This is a genomic window from Carnobacterium inhibens subsp. inhibens DSM 13024 (assembly GCF_000746825.1).
Lineage (GTDB): Bacteria > Bacillota > Bacilli > Lactobacillales > Carnobacteriaceae > Carnobacterium_B > Carnobacterium_B inhibens.
Genome location: NZ_JQIV01000006.1, coordinates 785,923 through 806,249 on the forward strand (window position 1 = coordinate 785,923; position 20,327 = coordinate 806,249).

Here is a 20,327-nt window from a genome sequence, read left to right on the forward strand (position 1 = left end):
AGAGTGTGTTATTCTACAAAAAATAATGATTCGATACCCCAGTCGCTACTAAACAGAAAGCTTTGTTCACCAGCATATTCCTTTGTTTCTTAATTAAATCTTGTTACACTTACACTATAAATATTGGTTCAAAACGAAATGAGGTCTATTTAATGAATAAATTAAAAATGAGCCATTATTCTCTGTTATTCCACTCTGGCTTTCTGTTCACGCTCTTACTATTCTTATTGATTATCACAGGCTGTGGGAAAGAGACAGCATCACCAACTGCAGATATCTCTAGTTCGGATCAAAAAGAAAAGTCTTCTTCTCTATCAAGTTCTGCCTTAGCTATGCCGATTGAATCATCCGACGAAAAAAAAGATGATGGAATAATCACTTTTGATGATTTCAAAGGGTACTGGGCTACTTTTGATTCTAAAGAATCAGAACCGATTCAATCCGATATCGGCAAATATACTGTCGCCATTACGGATGATTTATTTGTTCCTGGCGAGTGGGGAACGACTCTGGGAGCCAGTGAGATTAAAGATTATACGATTGAAGGCTCTACCTTAACTTTAAAACTGTACACCCCTAATTCCAACCTTGAAAGTACGGATGAAACGTACCAATTAACATTAGAGCTTGTTAAAAAAGATGGATTATACATTTTAAAATCTACCAATAGCACGGTTGTTTTTTACCCCGTTACCTCTCAAGAATACTTAGATGCTGGTTGGAAAATACCAAGTGATATCTTATAAACCTAAACTATAAAAAGAGTAGACCCGACGTCCACTTCGCGAACAATGCTCGATGGTCGATGACCATACTGCGCTTATTCGTTCCAGTGATTCGGGTCTAAACGCTTTTTGTCTCACTCTCGTTTTTCTAGTCTGTTTCTTTATTTTTTGTTTTTCTTCGTGCACCTTTATTTTTATCCACTTTTTTGCGGTGCTTTTTCTTTTTCTTAACTGGTTCTTCAATTACTTTACTTAGTTTTTCTGTCTGAGGTTTAACTGTTTTTTTCGGTTTATTAGTCGGTTTATTAGTCGGTTTTTCAGTTTCAGTTTTCACGGGGGATTCTTCTGCCAAAGGACGTTCTTTAACAATGTCTCCTCCGTACAGATACACTGGTGTCAATGTAATTTCTAATAAAGAAATCAATTTTTTAAACTCTCTCAATTCTCGTTCATTTACTAAAGTCAAAACAGTACCAGTTTTCCCCATACGAGCAGTACGGCCCGAACGGTGAATGTAACTTTCTTTTGTTTGCGGAACATCGTATTGAATAACATAGGGTAGATCTTGAATATCTAATCCTCTAGATCCAACATCGGTCGTTAACAACAACTTGATTTTTCCATCACGAAACTGTTGCAAAGCTTGTCGACGTTCGGTTTTGTATTTTTCTCCATGCAATACAGCTACTGAGATACCTTCATAAGTCAGTTTTTCAAATGCCAATGTCAAGTTGGCTACATTGTTAACAAAAACTAATCCTCTAAAGTCTTTCATGTGCGTCAATCGTCTAAGTGTCTCTACTCGTTTACGTGTAGGAGTCTCAATGTAGGCATGAAGAACTTCACCTTTAGAACGGTCTTCCTCTGTTGCATCGATCCATAATGGTTCTACATTAAACCACTTGGCTAGTTCTTGCATCAATTCATTGCTCGTTGCTGAAAAGAATCCCATTTGACGTTGGCCAGGCATTTTATTGACTAACTTTCTCACCGTTGCTAATTGTTCCTGTTGCAATAATTGATCCGCTTCATCCAAAATAACTGTTTTTACAGCATGTAATTTTAGCTTTTTGGTTTCCGAAATTTCAAAGATCCGACCTGGAGTACCTACAATAATCTCAGGTTTTTCTTTTAATTTATCGATTTGACGTTTTAAATTTGCTCCACCAATAATGGTTTGACTAGTTAGTCCGATTTGGCTTGCCCATTCTTGCACGACTTCCCCGACTTGGATCGATAATTCTTGTGAGGGTGTCAAAATAACAAGTTGTAAACCTGCTTTTGGCTCAACTTGTTCGAGTGCTGGAAGAGTATACGCGACTGTTTTACCAGTTCCAGTTGGCGAAATACCCACCACATCTTTGCCTGTTTTTAAAGGTTCATATACTTTTTCTTGAATAGCAGAAGGTTCTGAATAAGCTAATTCTTCCCAATGCTGTTTAAATGCGGGTAAACTATTTTCTATTAACATAATTAAGTCCTCGTTTCTTTTGGTACAGGTTGCTTGCTGTCATCGTCTATCATAACAAATTTATCTTGTTTCAGCTAACTTTTCCGTTACCACTTATCTTATTTAATCAAAAACTAAAAGAATTTTTTTATTTTGAACGGTAGAACTCTCTTAGATAATTAAAAAAGAGCTGAGACTTTTGTCTCAACTCTAGTTTTGTTCCGTTTATTTTTCGTCTGCTGCAAAAACAATACCGGCATCTTTACGCAAATCGGTCATGACTTGATTTACTTGTTGGCTTAGCGTCAACCATTCTTTGTATTCTGCTTGTTTAGCTGCATCATCAGGAAAATTGATAACATCTGCAAAATCTTTCGCTTCATCCTCCATTGGATTTTCAGAAGCACTTTGAGCAATACTTTCTTTCAATTTTGTTTTGCGATCAATCACTTCAATTGTATTGATAGATTCAATGCTGTCCATCGACAACGTTTTGTTTAATCCATAAATCTCAGCTGGTAAATAAGAGTTAACAATTTTCCCAGCAAGAATAGTGACGTCAAACCCTTTATAGCGTAAGATGATCGTCCCTTTCCCATCTACTCCTGTAGCAATTTTTGTACAGAAATAATGGCTGCTTTCTGGCACACCAAACCATGAGATAGCGGCATATAGTGGATAAATCCCTAAATCAGCTAAAGCTCCACCAGAAAAGTTTAGTGAGAAAATATTAGGTTCTTCGCCATTTAAAACAGCATCATAACGAGACGAATATTTCATATAAGCAAAAGTTGCGCCTTGTAGGTTTTCAATCGATTTAACTTCTTCTTTTACAATTTTGAAGTTTTCTTCGTGAACATGGCGAGCTGCTTCAAAAATAAAGACATTATTTTCTTCAGCTACTTTAATTGCCGCAGTCCATTCGCGTGGATTAGAGAAAATAGGTTTTTCAACAATAACATGCTTACCGGCTTTCATTAAAGTCACCGCTTGTTCGTAATGCATGCTATTTGGAGAAGCAATATATACGACATCAATATCTGTGTTGGTTGCAAAAGCTTCCAGACTTGTTTCAAAAACAGTTGCATGATACGGTTCGCCAAAAGCTTTTGCTTTTTCGATCGATCTAGAATAAACCCCTACCATTTGATATTCTTGTGTAGCTATTGCAGCATCCACAAATTGGTTTGTGATCCAATTTGTTCCAATTATTCCTAAGTTTAACACCATTTCAACCCCACCTAATAAATCGTTTACACTTTTAGTGCAACCGTTTTTTCTTTTATCATACCATATTCCTTTCTCTAATTGAAACAAGAATACGTATTTGGCAAGTTGCTGCTTTCTTATTTCGATTGATGTTACTTTGGTATCCATCTTTTATCTTTGCAAAAAAACCAATGAATAATCAATGCTTTAAAAAGCATTTTATCCATTGGTTTAAAGGTTATTCACACTATATGGTGTCAGTTATTCTTTTATTTAGTTAATTATTTTGTAGTGGTTGGCCTTTTACTTTTTACCGACGTCCTTGTCTGTTTTCGCGACTTGTCCGTCCTTTTACATCTCCAGAACGAACCATTCCATTCGGATTTCGGTCTCTATTTTGTTTATCTAAACCATTAATCGTATTCATATCTTCATCTGATAATACAAAGTCAAAGACTTCAGCATTTTCTTGGATCCGATCTTTGTTGCTAGATTTTGGAATTGGAATAACGTCTCGTTGGATATCCCAGCGTAAAGCTACTTGCGAAGGCGTCTTGCCATACTTTTCGCCAATCGTTGTTAAATGGCGTTCTTTGCTGACATTTCCTCTTTTCAATGGGCTGTATGCCATCGTTACAATATTTTCAGAATCACAATAGTCGTTTAAGTCTTGATTTGGGTTACCTGGATAAACTTCAAACTGGTTAATTGCTGGACGTACTTTTGCTTCTTTTAATAGTTCAGCCAAATCGCCTCTGCTAAAGTTAGATACACCAATTGATCTTGCTCTGTTAGATTCATAGATATCTTCTAAAGCTCTCCATGTATCTAAGTTTACAGCGTCATCTTTATCCGGCCAATGAATCAACAATAAGTCTACATAAGGTTGATTTAACCGTTCTAAACTTGCTTCAAAAGATTGGATAGCATTATCAAACCCAGCATCCGTTTTCCAGATTTTAGTTACAACAAAAATTTCATCTCGTGAAACACCTGAGCTGACAGCACGATTAATTCCGCGTCCTACGTCTTCTTCATTATCATACATTGAAGCTGTGTCAATCAAACGATAACCTTTCATAATAGCTGAGAAAACTGCATCTTCAGCTTCTTGGCCTTTCATTCCACTTGTTCCTAAACCAATTCCTGGAATCGTGTATCCGTTGTTTAATGCCATTCTGTCTAATAAGCTTACTACCATAGTTATCCGCCTCCTAAACTTTATTACCTTTAGTTTAAACAAGAGTGACCTAAACTTCAAAAGAAAACACTTACAAAAATAAAAAAACAAGATTGGAAGGACCTATTACAGTCCTTCCGATCTTGTCTTCTATTTGATCATTACTTTATTTATTAATGTAAGATAATGACGATCATTTCTGGACGATTATTGACCCGAAATGGGAAAGTCGAGTTTCCAATTCCACGACTGACCATCATACGATAAGCAGGCATTTCAGGATCATAATAAATTCCGCTGGTATAGGTCGGAAATTTGCCTTGTCCTGGGGCAAACAAGCCGCCTAAGAAAGGTACTCTCACTTGCCCACCGTGAGCATGCCCACTAAGTGTAAGGGCAGGAACACGTGTTAAATCCATTAAATACTCTTCAAACAATTCTGGACGGTGCGCTAATAAAATACGTGGTTTTGTGCGCAAAGGTTCAGGGATCGTCACTCCTCTTAAAATTGGTTTTGGAGTAGCCTCAAAGTCTTCTTTTTCGGATAATCCCATCACGACTATTCCATCATCACCGACTGGCAACCACTCCGCTTCATCAATCAATACTCTGACACCAACAGAAGTTAGTGTTGTTTCCCACTTTTGTAAATGACCCGAACCAAGGTCATGATTTCCTGTGACCGCAAAAGTTGGCGCGATATCGACTAAAGCACGACACAAAGACTCCAACTGTTCTTGAGGAAAGTCATCTCGTACGTCAATTAAATCACCTGTTAATGCAATCATATCTGGTTTCTCATTTGCAACTTTTTCAATTAGTCTCTTGATAGACACTCCTTGACGTGGCAGATGAAAATCAGATAAGTGAATAATTTTCGTGCCACTTAGTTTTTTTTCTGTAAAGGGTAATTTTATTTCGATCTCTGTTCGTTGTAGTTGTGTGTTTTGTAAGTATAAATAAAGAATGATGACACATACAATTGCTACGATCACACCAACTATTGCCCATCCTGACATGTGTATTCCTCCTTGACCAAACTAAATCTAATTGCTTCTATGCGTTCCTTTTAATAATCTAGCCTTATTGTATCATAGTTTTCTTATTAAAACGGTTACCAAAGAAAGGAACTTTTCAAAAAAACTCCAGTTCTAATTTATACAGAACTGGAATTTTAATTTTATTGTATTTAGTTTGTATATACTATCTTTGTACTTACTAATGTGTCTGCTTCCTTAGAATTAAATGAATAATTTTCCTTACCACTTTTCATTTCAAGTTCAATAGAGTGGATTTCTTTCTCAGCATTATACGTCATAAGTAATTCGATCAATCCTCTTGATTGAGCTATAATCGATTCCGGACTCAACTTTTCTTCAATCATTAATTCAATTGTAAGAACGCCACTGACTAAATCAAAATTATTCTCGCTAACGTCCCATTGACTAGATAACGTCGTATCCGGAGCCACATTTTTATTAGAATAAAAATTCTTAATTTTTACTCCTTCATCAGTTGTTTCAGCTTTATATTTTATTTCTCTTGCAGAATTGGATTCTTCAGAAGGTAAATTAGAATCATAATAGGTTAAAATTGTCACTTCTTGGTGCTTTTCCTGTTTCAAAGCTTTTGCTTCTTCTACTATCTCTTTTTCAGAGCTGGCAGAATCACCGATAACCTGAAGTGTATCTTTCTTCTCCATTTGTTCTGATGGAAAAGTAGTACGATAGGTGCTGATTACATCATCTACTATTCTAGTATAAGCAGGATGAAGAATGTAAATGAGTAATAATAAGGCTAAACCAAAAAGGACAACTGAATTTAAACGAGGATGCGCTGCGTTCTTTTTAGTTGTATGAGGTTGAACAGTTGGATTTCTCATAAAAAACACCACTTCCTATTATTCAATTTTAATCTATTTTCATACAATAAATTTACTACTTTTCGTTGCTTTTGTCACGTTTTGTTTGTGTAAATGTTGTATAAAGATTCTGTTTTTATTATATAAAGCCCTTACATTTTAATTTTATCATTTAAACTAATCTTTCAAAAAATTGTCTTCTTATATAATTAATCGGCATAAAATTTCATTAGTTAAGGATTATTTTAAAAAAAGGCAAAAAAAAGAGAACTAGTTTCCTAGTTCTCTTAGATGAAGTTCTTATCTTTGTTTTAAAGGTAAGGACTTATTGTATTTTATTTTATTCGTTTATCTGTTCATCACTTATTTTTTCTTCAGATGTAGATTGATCCGAATTTTCAATTGGTACAGTTTCTTCCTTTATTTCAGCATCGCTGTCAGCTGATGAAGAATCAACAACTTCTTCTACTTCTTCTACTTCTTCTTGATCATCTCCATCAATAGGTTCTTCAATAACTTGACCATTTGGCACGGTGCTGTCAATCATTGAACTGGGTTCTTTTATCTTTTCTTCAGAATTTGTTTGTTGTTTAGTTTCTTCAGTTGTTGAAGATATCTTAGCTGACTTTATTTTCACTAAATAATTCTGCAATTCTAATTTTCTGGAAATGATCAATGTATTTTTTGTATCCCCAGTAATTATTACATTTAAGGTAGCCTCATTACTATTTCCACCCGGATTTAACTTTAGAGAAAATGCATTCTTAGAAATTAAAGAATAGTCCACTAGTTTAGAATCTTTCTCTTTCACTTCAAATTCGAGAGTTTCTTCAGTAAATCGAACGTCTTTAAATTCACTTTTGTATACCCAATTTGAATTTTTATTTAATTGTTTTATGGTAATCGTTTTTTCCGCCGCTGATAACGGAATTATTTTTTGTTCATAATTCCATGCATCTGTTTCATTCGGAATGTCACTACTTAGAACTAATCGGCTAGCATAATTGTCATTATCAATACCTATCTCAGCATATGTGTCATAATATCCATCATCATAACCATTAAAAGTATATTTTTCCAATCCGAATTGTTGATGTAATTGATAATTAAGTTTATTCTTATATTCCTGCACCTTATTAGGATCAGAAGAATCATAAGAATCTAATAGACTAAACGTCACTTTATAACCATGATTTTTTTCATCTAGTTCTATACTTTCAACATTAACTTTACCTGTGGCATTTGGAGTTCTGCTATAAAACTTAAAAGTATCAATTTGTTTCCCTGTTTTATAATCTGTTGTTTTTAATTCTTCTTCAATTGGTAACTGTATATATAATACTGCTTTATTTAAATTTTTTATTTCTTTAATAGGATAATTTTTTGGATTGTAAACTTCGCTAAATACCATTTCCATTTTTTCTAAGCTATAAGTAACTTTATTGTTACTAGTTTTATTAGTAAATGTACTTTTATCTGGCCAATAACTTTTTTCTTCAATAACTTTCGGAACTAACAAAATACTATTTTCTAACATTATTTCATCCAAAAACATATTAGCATCCGCATTTGAAGCATTCGATTGGATCAATCTAAATGTAGCTTTAATTTTCAACTTTTCTTGTTTAGTAGAAGTACTATTTTTGTAGGAAACAGTTACTGGAACTTTACCTACAGAATCAGGTTCAATAAAGACATCACTACCGCTCGAATTTTTTACAAAAGTAAAACTATTAGTATTTAAAGTTGTTGCAGTTGCTTCTACTTTATTCGCTAGGGTTCCAAAATTAATTGAAATTTCCGTATCATTTAATTCATCGGCTGTCAGTGGCTTATTCTCTTTTGTCACATCAATCTTATAAGCAAGTTTCCCAGACAGATTACCATCATTTACCAATTTACTTGAAGCGATTAAGATGGGACCACCTTCAGTGAAACTCACAGGGTTAATAATATTGGTATCCTCTGCAGCTAAACTTACTGTTCCCAGCTCTAGTTTGATCCCCATGTTTATATTAGCCGTATCACTAAAAACGGCTTGTACCTGTAATGAAGGGAATAGCACAAAGAAAGCAAAACAAAGTAAACTAATTTTGGTTAACATACATAATATCGTTTTTAGTTTTCCCATTACTATCCCCTTCACACAATTTATTTTATATAGTAAAAAATTCTGAAGCAAACGATTAGACGTCGTGCCTAACAGTTTGCTTCAAAATATATTTTTTCTAATATTATTCGCTAACTATTAATCTACTAATGTAGCATTATCCGCATTTGTTTGAACAGCTTTTATACTTAGAGTTTCTTCAAGAAAATCAGATGTGAATTTATCTAAGTCAGCTGATTTTTTGTTATTAATATTAAAATCGTTATTTGCCTGTTCATCTACAGTGATTGTAACAGTATATTTTTCTGTTCCTTTTGGTTTAAGAGTAAAGTTTGTTTGTAGTCCACTAATAGAAATTAGGAAAGGTGTATCTTCAACCTTAATATTAGGTACATTTATCTCTGCTCCTTCTAACTTAATAGGTAGAGGAGATTGTACTAATTGACCACTGTACTCCAATCCTACTTTAACATCTAGAGACCCTGTATTTTCAATAACATACTCTCTTGTAAATGAATCCCCTGGACGTACATTAGTATAAACCACGTTAGCGTCTTGTTTTGATTTACCTAATTTTTTATTTTTAGCTTCTGTTGCATCTAAATTAATTCCAGTTTCTAAAGGAGTATATTTCCACTCTTTTGTTTTATCTGTTGAAATTTCTACGTCTCCTAATTCCAATTCAATGTTTGCTTGTTGTGTAGCACTATCTGAAAAGTAAGCTCGTGTCCCGTATGCTGCCACACTGATGATTAATAAGGCTCCTAGTAATAATGGTAACTTTTTCCTTCTGCTTGCCGATTCTTTTTTCATTTTATTTTCTCCTCCATTATTTCTTTAATTTTTTATTTGTTCCCAACATCCGTAACTATAGTCTTAGAAAAAAAAGAAGTCAAATTATATCATTTTTATTCAACACTATAAATATACATCTTCTAAGATGTAACATTTGTTCATTTTTCAGAACCTTTAAGATAAGGTTTGATAATCAAACAAATTGCATTAGAATGGCATTTATAATTATATTGTTATCTTTATGTATAAGAACAAATGTAATTTTAAACAATAAAGCAACATTTGTTTTTAGATAAAAAGTATATAGTGAATATTTATTGCATAAAAAAGGTCGATTGCGTATCTTTTGGAATTTAAAAATGTCTTTTTATAAAAAAAAAGCTATTTTTAGTATTATTTATAAATTTTGATGCAATTCCATTTTCTTTTTAGTTGAATTAATTTCTAATTTTTTCTTACTAAACTAAAAAAAAATAAAAAAAACAAAAAAAATAAATAGGTAGCGGACTATTTTATCCACTATCTATTTATTAATTACGCTTTCTAATGCATAAATATTTTTTTGTCTAATTTGTGACAATTTACTGATATACCAATAAACAAACACTTGTTTATTTAAAATTACTCTTTTATTTCTTCCTCTTTTGTCGGATGGAGATAAAGATAAATGAGATATACGCCCATTAAAGCAACAACAAGAGCAAAAGCAATCGGTTTTTGTAAGAAGGTAATAACGTATCCAAAATAAGGAATAAGCAATTTTTGAATCCCAATATAAGATTCTTCTGCTACAAATCCTTGATCTTGGATATTGTTTGCGTCCCCTTTTGTAACTAATCCTTCTTCTGTCTTATCCATTACTCTATGTGTAACGATTTCTGTATTGTATTCGAAAGTTACAACATCTCCGGTTTCAATATCATCATAGGGCCCTATTTCAACAATAATGAAATCTCCAACTGATATTTTAGGTTCCATACTTCCACTTACTACAGTGTAGCCTTTATACCCAAATAACCCGCTACTATCTGGTGCAGAAAAGAAGCTAATTCCGGCGATTACGACAAAAATAAGAACTGCAACTAACACTATTGTATTTCCAATATATTTTACTATCTTCATTTTTAAATTTCCTCGCTATCTTCACGTTTTCATTAAAGATAGCATATCTCACTTATTAAATCTATCGTATTTCCTTTATGGCCAAACAAAAATCATGAATTAATCATAAAAAGTTTTATCTACTAAACATGCATTATATTCATTTTGTAATTGATTCTTGGATAAATTAGGTCGGACAACATAAATGGATTGAGATGTTTGAAAAGCATTCGTTAAGCCAACAGTGATACTCTCAGGAATCGACTTATCTTGTAAACGACTATAGACTAATCCAGCACAAAAGGCTTCATTCATTCCCCAATTATAGCGATCATCTTGTTCACTTGAATAATTAAAAATCTGAACACCGTCTTCTTGACTTCCATAAGCAATTTTAGTGCTTCCTTTAGAAATAATAACGTGTTCTGTACCTTTACCTAACCATTTTTTTACAGCATCCTTTAAATCCTCATCCGTTTCGACTTCCATATCAAAGTAAGCTGCTGTTTCATTGTGTTTCGTGACCAACACCTTTATCCCACCTAAATAATCCGGCAAATTGTTTAGACGCTGGACGGAGACGGTCATTAATGCAATTGGAATATTGTATTTAGTAGCAAAACTCTTTAAAAACTCTATGGTATCTTTCGGACAATTCAAATCAGCAATGATATATTTTGAACGCTTTAACACAGAAAGGTGCTTACTGAGCCATTCAGGCGTCATTTTATCAAAAATATCCACTTCAGCTAAGCCTAAAACCATTTCTCCATTCATATCTATGACTTCCATAAACGTTCCAGTAGGACAGCCTTCAATTCTATCAACAGCTTTAAGATTCATAAAATGTTCCGATTGATTTTCAATCATCTTCCATTCTGTATCATTTCCCGTAACAGAAAACAGCATCACTTTTTCTTCTAACCGTCCTAAATTTTCAGCAACGTTGCGTGCTACACCTCCAACATTGGTACGTGATTGCACATTATGAGACGTCCCTTGAATCATCTTATCTTTTACCAAATAGCGACGATCAATATTTGCTCCGCCAATACAAATGATTGGTTCTTCTTCATTTAATACATATGCTTTTCCTAATAAATAATCTTTTTTAACAAGCCCTGAAATAAGATTAGCTGTAGCTGAACGAGATAAGCCAATAGTATCAGCTAATTCTTGTTGCGGTATAAAAGGGTTATCACGAATAGATTCTAAAATTAACTTTTCTTTTTCATTAAGGCTCATGAGTGTGTATTCCTTTCTTGTTACATCTTTCTACATTCACTTTAGCATTCTTTTGAATCAACTGATTTTCCCCATCTATTGCTTGCAACTCATGTTCTGTTACGTTACTAATAGCTGTAGTAATTAAGACCTCTAAAGTATCAGATCCATAAGCATAAACGATGCAAATCGTTCCTTCATTGTTTAATTTATAAATCCTCCTACAATTATTGTAAGCCTTCTCATATAAATCATGATTATTACAAGATGCCTTTATTTGTAGTGACTTACCCATTGTCTATTTTTTGATTATCAATTCGATTGATATTCATTATTTTAACGTAGATAAAGCTTAATTTCAATTTACTTACCTTTTACATGGTAAAAGAGCAAAAGAATTATTTTAATCATCAAATTAAATTGCTGCTAACCGGTTTATTATTAATGGACAATCATCTTCTAAAATTGCTCTTGTTTGTCCACTGTTTAGTAAAAATGACAGAAATAAACTAAAAAAGATAAAATTCCGTTTTCAGCCTTAGCTGTTTAAGGGAACTTTATCTTTTTTTGGACTAACAAGATGAGAGCAATCTTTAGAATAATCCTCTTGTGTTTGATACATCAATTGTGAAGAGTACACCGTTTCCGGGTTGTTCGATTTTCATGGCGTTGCTGATGGATGCTACTACAGCATCTGTGGTGTGTTGCTCGGTAAGGATCATGACAACCTCTTTTTCTGGTTCAATATCCATTGAAAACAATCTACTTGTTTCATGGCTGCCGGAACCACGAGCGTTGATAACTGTTCCTCCTTGAGATCCAGCTGCAACAGCAGCATCGATCACTTCTTCTGCTTGGCCACGATCGACAATCGTAAATATAGCTTGATGCATAATATCCTCAACCTTTCTGCTGTGAGCATCTTGATTATAGACGCAATTTCGGTTTCCTAATAAATTTGCTAAAGGAATCGTAAAGGCGATTCCACGATTTCTTTTTTTCAATTGTAATTTTTCAGTTAAAGTATCTAATGCTTCTTCAGCTGTTTCTTTGCGTGCTGCCATAATTAATATTTCTTTTTTGACATCTTCTACTCCAAAGAATTTCAATGCTGAATTAGAGGCTGTTCCCAATCCTCGAAAAACGGTTCCGCCTGATATACCGCATTTTTTTGCAATTTGAAGGGCTCTGCTCCCTGTTCCATTATTGACTACTAAGAACAGCATATCAAAGTCCATTCCCTCTATAATCGTATTACTCATTCGATTGGAGTCCTCCTTTACGAGATTTGATTTTGAATAACAAACCAAGTATTTCTAATGTAATAATCGGCATCATTGCCACCATTGCGATCATACCAAATCCGTCTAACAAGACGTTAGCACCTTCAATCGATTCAGCTGCTCCTTGAACAAACGCTAAAATGAACGTGGCTGTCATTGGTCCAGAAGCTACACCACCAGCATCAAATGCCATTCCGACAAACATTTTAGGCGTGACATACATTAATCCAATAGCTACAATGTAACCTGGTAAGATAAAGTGCCATAGTTGTAAACCAGGAACTAAGATACGAATCATTGATAAAAGAACGGCTAAACCGACACCAATAGATAGAGCTGTTAGTACAACTTTTCTCTTAACATATCCATTTGTTACATCTTCAATTTGATGCGTCAACACATATACAGCTGGTTCAGCTAATATGGTTACGATTCCTAGTACAAAAGCAACGATCAAGACATATAGGCTATTGTCCAATGCCGCTACAGTATATCCTACCACACTTCCAACTTCCATGAAACCAGCATTTACTCCAACTAAGAAAATAACTAAACCAATGAAAACATATAAGGCACCTTTTAAAATCTTAACTAACTTTCTTTTCGATAATTTTAAGAAAAAGACTTGGTATAGTAAGAAAATGGAAATAATTGGTACTAAAGCAATTAAGATTTCTTTTGTAATCGTAGGAAAATGATGAAGAAATGGTGCGATAACCGATTCAGAACCGCTTAAATCGACTGCTAAACTTCCTGAAAGTTCATCTTGTCCGCCAAGTATGTTCATCATCATAACTGCAATAATGGCTCCTGAAGAAGAAACGGCTACTAATCCAAAACTGTCTTTTTCAGATGCTTTTCCATTTTTTTTCAAATTCGATACACCTAAAGCTAAAGCCAACATAAACGGAACAGTTAAAGCACCTGTAGTCGCTCCAGAAGCGTCAAAGGCGATGGCTAAAAATTCATTTGATGTAAATAATGAAAGAATAAAAATAACAAAATAAATTCCTGTTAATAATTTGTATAAAGGAATATTAAACACGATCCGTAACAAACCAATGGTCATCATAATTGCAATCCCGATCGAAACATAAATCAGTATACTTGAGTTATTGATGAGTCCTCCTGTTACGTCTGAGATTTGATTTGCTAAAATATGCAGATCAGGTTCAGCTATTGAAATAAAGAAGCCTAACACGATCCCCGCCACAGCAACAATCCAAACCTTATTACTTTTAGCAATTCCTTTTCCTAGATTGGTCCCGATCGGGGTGATCCCTATATCCGTTCCTAATAAGAAAATTGCTAGTCCTATTACTACAAATAAAGCACCTAATAAGAAACGCAGTAATAAATTCGTTTCAAGTGGCGCTATGGTAAAATGCAATATCAAAACGATTGCAACAATTGGTAAAACTGAGAGCAACACTTCTTTAAATTTTTCTGTAAGTATATTCAAATAAACGACACATCCTTCCTAATTTTGGTAGTTCCGTCTTTACTTAATGAGAATTGCTGAAGAAAACAAAAAGATGATTTGCCGTCCTTTTATCTATTCGTTTAACATGAAAGTTTTTTGCTTTCATCAACCACTCATGCAAGCACCCACTTTACTACCCATAATAAATTGTACCATAAAATTGACTAAAAATAAAATCTGTATTCCTACACGTTGAATCTATATATTGAAAAAGAGTGGCTGTAGACTAGATAAATAGACAAAAAAAGCCGGACTTCTTAAGTTAGAAGCCCGACTTTTTTCATTAAGGTCTTATAAAGTAGGACCTTGATTATTTGTTTATTTATTTTCTTTATCCATTTTTTTATCTAATTTAGCCAATTGGCTTTTAGCAAAGTCACGTCCACCGACACCAAATGCAATAGCAAAGGCAACAGACAAAGCACCTAAGATCAAGATAAAGGCTAAGTTAACAATACTTGTAGCAAATTTTAATTGATCTAATGCCATAAAGACAGATAAAACAATTAAAATGTATTTCAACGTTTCGCCGGCAAATTTATTCCCAGTTGATTTTGAAATGAATCCTCCAAGTACCGTTCCACCTACAACACCGATTCCTAAAATAACTAATGCACTAAGGACTAATGGCAAGTAAGCGATGATTGCTGAACCAATAGTGTTTAAGACTTCTAAGTTTAAGACATTTAATGCTTCAACTAGGAAGAACACGCCGATAACTACAGCAACGATTTGACCAATAATTTTAGCTAAGTCAAAGTTCATATTACCTAAGTTTTTAACGTATTTTGTTAAATTATTGATACCTGAGCTTGAAAGTAAGTCAGTCAACATTTCACCAACAAATTTAGCAATAACGATTCCTACAGCTAATAAGATGATCGCTACAATAATATTTGGAATAGCAGCTAAAATTTGGTTCAATACTTCTACGATTGGACGAGAAATGGAATCAATATTTAATGTTTCTAAAGCAATCGTTACGATTGGAATCAAGATAACAATGTAAACAATGTTTCCTAATACTTTAGCCATTGTACTCTTTTGTCCTGCAGAAGGTGTAGCTGGTTTTTCTGAACTAGAACTTGTAAACTTCGATACCCATTTATCGATATTTAAAGTTACAGCTAAATTGTAAACTAAATTTTTAACAAAACGAGCAACGAATACGCCAATAGCAATAATCACTACTGCAGCGAATAAGTTAGGCAAGAAATTCAACGCCGTGTCAAACATATTAGAGATTGGTCGAGCGACCGCATCTAATCCCAACATACCTAAAATACCAGGTAAGAATAATAACCATACTAAGAAATAAAGGACTTGTGATAGGGAGTCGATGGTTTTGTCGGCTTGTTCTTGTGAATTCGTTACACCCCATTTGGTTAATAGTCTGCCAAATCCGGCTGCTTTCAACCCTTTTTGAACAGCTTTCTTAACTAATGTAGCGATAATCCAAGCTAGCAATAATAGCAAGACAGCTCCTAGTAGCGTCGGCAGAAAATCAAAAAATGAATGTAGTCCCGAATTAAATGAATCTGATACATTGTTCATACTTAACATCTCCTCTTTTTTATAATGTTTTGCTTTACAATTACTAGTATAGCGGATGTCTATTTTTTAACAAAATAATATGCATTATCTAATTCATTACTTCTTGAGAAAACAAGTTTGAATACCTATTCTATCAGTATCTATAAGGCTTTAACCATTGACTTCACTAAACAACATTGTTATATTTTAACAAGTAACGTTTCTACTATAATAGATAAAAAGAGGTGTATGATTATTAAAAAAAATCGGCTTGAAACAGAGTCTATTCCTAAATTATTAGTAGAATTTTCAATACCTGCAATCATAGGAATGTTGGTTAATGCCATTTACAATATTGTGGACCGCATATTTATTGGAAATGATCCCGAATTAGGTTCATTAGGATTAGCAGCTGTTTCCATTACTTATCCTGTCACCTTAGTCTTACTTGCATTTGCATTAATGGTTGGTGTTGGAGGATCCACACGTTTCTCGATTAGTTTAGGAAGAAAGGAAAATGAAAAGGCCAAGTTTTTTTTAGGTAACGGTGTAACTTTAGCTATTATTGCGGGACTTCTTTTTATGATTTTGGGCAATATTTTTATTGAACCTATTTTACGTATACTTGGTGCGAGTAATGCTGTTCTTCCCTACGCTACTGATTATTTAAGTGTTATTTTATTTGGAGCAGTTTTCCAAAGTGTCGCTATGGCATTGAATAATTTCTCAAGAGCAGATGGAAACCCGCGTAATTCGATGATCAGTATGATGATTGGTGCCGGCTTCAACATTGTCTTTGACTACATCTTTATTGTTCAGCTTGGTTGGGGAATGAAAGGAGCAGCTTATGCTACAATCGGAGGTCAGTTTCTTTCAATGGTGTGGCAGCTTGTTTATTTCTTAGGGCCAAAAGCCAATATTCAATTGGTTGTTAAAAATATGAAACTAAAAGCTGCATACGTAAAGGACATTTTGACTACTGGCGTACCTGCTTTCTTGTTACAGATTGCGAATAGTGTACTAAATATTGTTATCAACGCAAGTTTAGTGGCTTACGGAGGAGATATTGCTATCTCAGTTGCCGGTATTATAACAAGCGCAACAACTTTGATCATTATGATGGTTTCCGGATTAGTTCAAGGATTGCAACCGATTATCAGTTACAATACCGGAGCAGAACGTATAGATCGTGTAAAAGAAGCGTTAAAAACAGGAAGCATTATTGGCGGAATCATCAGCACAACAGGTTTCCTTCTCTTTCAATTCTTCCCTGTATTTGTTATTTCCCTATTTAATCAAGAACCAGAAGTCGTCTCATTGGGAATAAAAGCCATTCGAATCTGGACCATTGCATTCCCACTGGTAGGAATCCAAATTGTTTGGGCGAGTTACTTTCAAGCAGTTGGAAAAGTGCAGTTGGCAAGCTTCTTAAATTTAGCCCGTCAAATCATCTTTTTAATTCCTTTAGTTCTTATTTTGTCTCCTATTTTCGGACTCTATGGCATCTACTCAGCTGTCCCAATAGCTGAATTTTTAGCCTTTATTGTAACTTTTATCTTCTTGAAGAGTCAGTTCAAACGCTCACAGCATGTACTTTAAAACAAAAGAAAAAGGGGCGAGATTTTTTATCTCACATCCTTTTTCTTTTTTAATTTTGGTACCAATCTGGTCTTTCATCAAAATAAAAGACCCCAATTCCACCGACTCCGATATGAGAACCAAGTACTGCCCCAATCCTAAAGACTTGAGTTTGGCAATTTGGTAAGGCTTCTTTAATCATGGTTTCTATTTTTTTTGCGGTCTCTTCATCATCCCCGTGGCTAATGCCAATGGTTTGATCAGTAAAATCTCCTACACCATTCTTTACCTCTTCAATCAACTTTTTATAGATTTTTTTCTCTCCACGAACAAGTTTGCTTAATTGGATAAACCCATCATTGATAATCAAATAAGGTTTAATATTCAACGCTGTTCCAACGTAACCTGTCGTTTTATTAACACGCCCACCTTTTACCAGCCAATTAAGATCTCTTAGTGTGAATCGATAAAAGACGTGATCAATGTTCCATTCCATTTGGTGCACGATCTCTTCAAAAGGTCTTCCAGCCTCAATCATTTTTAATGCTTGTAACGCAATAAGTGCTCCACCACCGGCTCCGCCCCTTGAATCAATCAACTTAATTTTTCGCTCAGGGTACTTTTCTTTATAGTCTTCAATAATCTGATAAGCAAATTGATAGGTACCAGACATTTTTGATGAAAAAGACAGATAAATCATATCTTCATTTTCTTGGATTCCTTTATCTAATACTTTTGTTAAGGATCCATATGAAATTTGAGAAGTTTTTGGTACTTTTCCTGCTCGCATCGCTTCATAAACAGCATCAACAGTGATTTCTTCACCATCCAAATAAGTTTTATCATCTAATGTTATGCTAAGAGGAATAACCTCAAAATCGTATTGCTGTTCCATTTCTACATTGCGATCACAGGTTGTATCAATAATTAATTTCGTCACTTTATCTCACCTTATCTAATTAAATTTACCAAATTGACCTTCTTTTCCTTACTCTTCTGGTTATTTTGAGTCCGGATACGTTTCTTTAATATAACTTACACTATCCTGGACTAGTTCTTTTAGGACGGATTCATCAATATCAGCTAACTTTTTAATGTACAAACAGCCTTTTCCCATTTTGTGTTTGCCTAATCTCGTTAACTGAAGAGCCCTTTTTTCATTATCAGGTTGTGAGAGGTAAATACTGAACTGCGCTTTTCTAGGAGAAAAACCAACTGGAGCCGCATCCCCTTCATGTCCACTAGCATATTTATAATGGTAACGGCCAAAACCGATAATAGTTGTTCCCCACATTTTAGGTGCACTTCCTGTTTCTTCATTAAATAACTGAATCAACCGATACGTATCTTGACGTTTGTTACCGTCTTCGATTTTTTCTACAAAGTCCATCACATTCTCTGTTGTTTCTTGCATTTTATTTTCAGCCATTCTAACTCCCCCAATGAATCATTTTAACTTCATTAGTTCATTCTACTGAACGGTTTCAATCAATTGCGTCGCTTCTTCAATAGTCATTGTTGGAGCAAAATAAGAATTCCATACTGAGACCAAATGATGGACGTCATATGTGCCATATATTTTTTGGGCATTTTTCATTTGTCTTAAAAATAGTGGTTGCGTTTCTGCTTGCGGATAATTTATAACTGGTTTTGTATCTTGTTTAATAGAAGAAACAAGTTCATTTGGCAAGATAAGCGTTATTGTACCATTTGCTAAATAAGCAAATACATAGCCTGATTCAATACTCGATTGAAACTGCATGACTGTTTCGTTAGAGACAGATGTTGCTGATTCCTTTACTAAATCAATTAGTTTTTCCTTTTTATGACCATCTAATTGTGCAAAAAAATCTACGGCCTGTTTAACAATAACCGGTTTTAATTGTTCTACAATCTTCATTTTTGTGTAACTTTTTCTAACGGATAGTTGCTGTTGCACAGCGATTTGAAGCAACTGTTCTTTTTTATAAGCTAGCAAACCTTTTTCTAAATCTGTTTGAGGCTTCCCTTTAATCAGCATGCTATGTAATTCTGTCATTATTCAAACTCCTATATTTTTACTATTGGTTACTCTTATTCTACCTTATTTAAATCTATTCGTAAAATAGACAAAAAGGACATAAGAAACATCGTTCTCATGTCTTTACCCAAAACTTTAGGCTCCCATTGCACTCATATCCATATACATGACTTCCCATAAGTGTCCATCTAAATCTTTAAAGCGACGGTAATACATCATAGCCTCTTCTTCTTCACTCAATTTCGTTGTCTTGTCTTCTGCGCCATTTTCAATTGCTTTGTTTACTAGTTCATCTACTGCATCTTTTGATTCAACCTGTAAAGCAGTGATCACTTCATTTTCTATTGATGTGTCCGTAATTTTTTGGTGGGTAAAACTAGAGAAAAATTCTTCAGTAAGCAGCATTACGTAAATGGATTCGGTGATAATCAGGCTTGCTCCCTTATCGTCTTTAAACTGTTCATCAAAATCAAAACCAAGTGCTTTGAAAAATTCAATAGACTTTGTTAGATCCTTAACCGGTAAATTTATAAAAATTGATTGTACTCCAACAGCCATTATCCACACCTCCTTTTTATGTAAAAAAACTTCTTTTTGTTATACGCTTTAATCATTTTCACCATCAGTATACTAGCATTCAAACTCTTTTACCACACACTCGTTTTCAAAATAGCTTATTTATTTTTAATTATCCAAAATACGCCTTTAGGCTTTTTGTTTGATTCTTTACTAGCAAAAGATTATGATTAAGTCACTTATTACACATCAACCAGTA

At 34.1% G+C, this 20,327-nt stretch carries 19 protein-coding genes; 2 read left to right on the top strand and 17 right to left on the bottom strand.

The window, feature by feature from the left end; genetic code table 11:
• Positions 1-152: 152 nt before the first annotated feature.
• Positions 153-746 carry a hypothetical protein gene (locus BR65_RS04880; protein ID WP_034537058.1) on the top strand — a complete coding sequence of 198 codons (594 nt, stop codon included), beginning with the start codon at positions 153-155 and terminating at the stop codon, positions 744-746.
• 127 nt (positions 747-873) lie between these two features.
• Here the strand turns inward: BR65_RS04880 and BR65_RS04885 are convergent, their stop codons facing one another.
• The 13 genes from BR65_RS04885 to BR65_RS04945 form a co-directional block, all read right to left on the bottom strand.
• Positions 874-2,196, bottom strand: coding sequence for a DEAD/DEAH box helicase (locus BR65_RS04885; protein ID WP_034537060.1), 1,323 nt, complete (start codon positions 2,194-2,196; stop codon positions 874-876).
• A 204-nt stretch (positions 2,197-2,400) separates the two neighbouring features.
• Positions 2,401-3,402, bottom strand: a complete 1,002-nt coding sequence (locus BR65_RS04890) for a Gfo/Idh/MocA family protein (protein WP_034538623.1) — start codon at positions 3,400-3,402, stop codon at positions 2,401-2,403.
• A 292-nt stretch (positions 3,403-3,694) separates the two neighbouring features.
• Positions 3,695-4,585 carry an aldo/keto reductase gene (locus BR65_RS04895; protein WP_034537062.1) on the bottom strand — a complete coding sequence of 297 codons (891 nt, stop codon included), beginning with the start codon at positions 4,583-4,585 and terminating at the stop codon, positions 3,695-3,697.
• A 152-nt stretch (positions 4,586-4,737) separates the two neighbouring features.
• Positions 4,738-5,583 carry a metallophosphoesterase gene (locus tag BR65_RS04900; RefSeq protein ID WP_034537064.1) on the bottom strand — a complete coding sequence of 282 codons (846 nt, stop codon included), beginning with the start codon at positions 5,581-5,583 and terminating at the stop codon, positions 4,738-4,740.
• A gap of 170 nt (positions 5,584-5,753) precedes the next feature.
• A complete protein-coding gene (locus tag BR65_RS04905) occupies positions 5,754-6,446 on the bottom strand; it encodes a hypothetical protein (RefSeq protein WP_169741892.1) in 693 nt (230 codons plus the stop codon).
• Positions 6,447-6,765: 319 nt separating this feature from the next.
• Entirely contained in the window at positions 6,766-8,556 is a 1,791-nt protein-coding gene (locus tag BR65_RS04910) for a hypothetical protein (protein ID WP_034537066.1), read from the bottom strand.
• Between the two features lie 117 nt (positions 8,557-8,673).
• Positions 8,674-9,348 (bottom strand): M73 family metallopeptidase, encoded by a 675-nt coding sequence (locus BR65_RS04915; RefSeq protein WP_034537068.1) that lies wholly within the window; start codon positions 9,346-9,348, stop codon positions 8,674-8,676.
• Between the two features lie 603 nt (positions 9,349-9,951).
• On the bottom strand, positions 9,952-10,452 hold the full coding sequence (locus BR65_RS04920; RefSeq protein ID WP_034537070.1) for a signal peptidase I: 501 nt from the start codon (positions 10,450-10,452) through the stop codon (positions 9,952-9,954).
• A gap of 99 nt (positions 10,453-10,551) precedes the next feature.
• Positions 10,552-11,676: a carbohydrate kinase gene (locus BR65_RS04925; RefSeq protein ID WP_034537071.1), complete on the bottom strand. Its 1,125-nt coding sequence runs from the start codon at positions 11,674-11,676 to the stop codon at positions 10,552-10,554.
• Entirely contained in the window at positions 11,666-11,950 is a 285-nt protein-coding gene (locus BR65_RS13960; RefSeq protein ID WP_034537072.1) for a hypothetical protein, read from the bottom strand. Before BR65_RS13960 ends, BR65_RS04925 begins: the two co-directional genes overlap by 11 nt.
• 298 nt (positions 11,951-12,248) lie before the next feature.
• Positions 12,249-12,917: a P-II family nitrogen regulator gene (locus tag BR65_RS04935; RefSeq protein ID WP_034537073.1), complete on the bottom strand. Its 669-nt coding sequence runs from the start codon at positions 12,915-12,917 to the stop codon at positions 12,249-12,251.
• Positions 12,910-14,400: a DUF1538 domain-containing protein gene (locus BR65_RS04940; protein WP_034537074.1), complete on the bottom strand. Its 1,491-nt coding sequence runs from the start codon at positions 14,398-14,400 to the stop codon at positions 12,910-12,912. The genes BR65_RS04935 and BR65_RS04940 overlap by 8 nt, the downstream gene beginning before the upstream one ends.
• A gap of 339 nt (positions 14,401-14,739) precedes the next feature.
• Positions 14,740-15,975, bottom strand: a complete 1,236-nt coding sequence (locus tag BR65_RS04945; protein ID WP_034537075.1) for a mechanosensitive ion channel — start codon at positions 15,973-15,975, stop codon at positions 14,740-14,742.
• A 228-nt stretch (positions 15,976-16,203) separates the two neighbouring features.
• Between BR65_RS04945 and BR65_RS04950 the strand changes: the two genes are divergently transcribed.
• Complete coding sequence (locus tag BR65_RS04950) at positions 16,204-17,553, top strand: MATE family efflux transporter (protein ID WP_081901353.1); 1,350 nt, start codon at positions 16,204-16,206, stop codon at positions 17,551-17,553.
• A gap of 49 nt (positions 17,554-17,602) precedes the next feature.
• Here BR65_RS04950 and BR65_RS04955 read toward each other — a convergent pair whose 3' ends face one another.
• The 4 genes from BR65_RS04955 to BR65_RS04970 form a co-directional block, all read right to left on the bottom strand.
• Positions 17,603-18,472 carry a DegV family protein gene (locus BR65_RS04955; RefSeq protein WP_034537076.1) on the bottom strand — a complete coding sequence of 290 codons (870 nt, stop codon included), beginning with the start codon at positions 18,470-18,472 and terminating at the stop codon, positions 17,603-17,605.
• Between the two features lie 60 nt (positions 18,473-18,532).
• Positions 18,533-18,961, bottom strand: coding sequence for a DUF1801 domain-containing protein (locus BR65_RS04960; protein WP_023178481.1), 429 nt, complete (start codon positions 18,959-18,961; stop codon positions 18,533-18,535).
• Positions 18,962-19,003: 42 nt separating this feature from the next.
• On the bottom strand, positions 19,004-19,570 hold the full coding sequence (locus BR65_RS04965) for a hypothetical protein (RefSeq protein ID WP_034537078.1): 567 nt from the start codon (positions 19,568-19,570) through the stop codon (positions 19,004-19,006).
• A 117-nt stretch (positions 19,571-19,687) separates the two neighbouring features.
• On the bottom strand, positions 19,688-20,110 hold the full coding sequence (locus tag BR65_RS04970; protein ID WP_034537079.1) for a VOC family protein: 423 nt from the start codon (positions 20,108-20,110) through the stop codon (positions 19,688-19,690).
• Between the last annotated feature and the right edge of the window lie 217 nt (positions 20,111-20,327).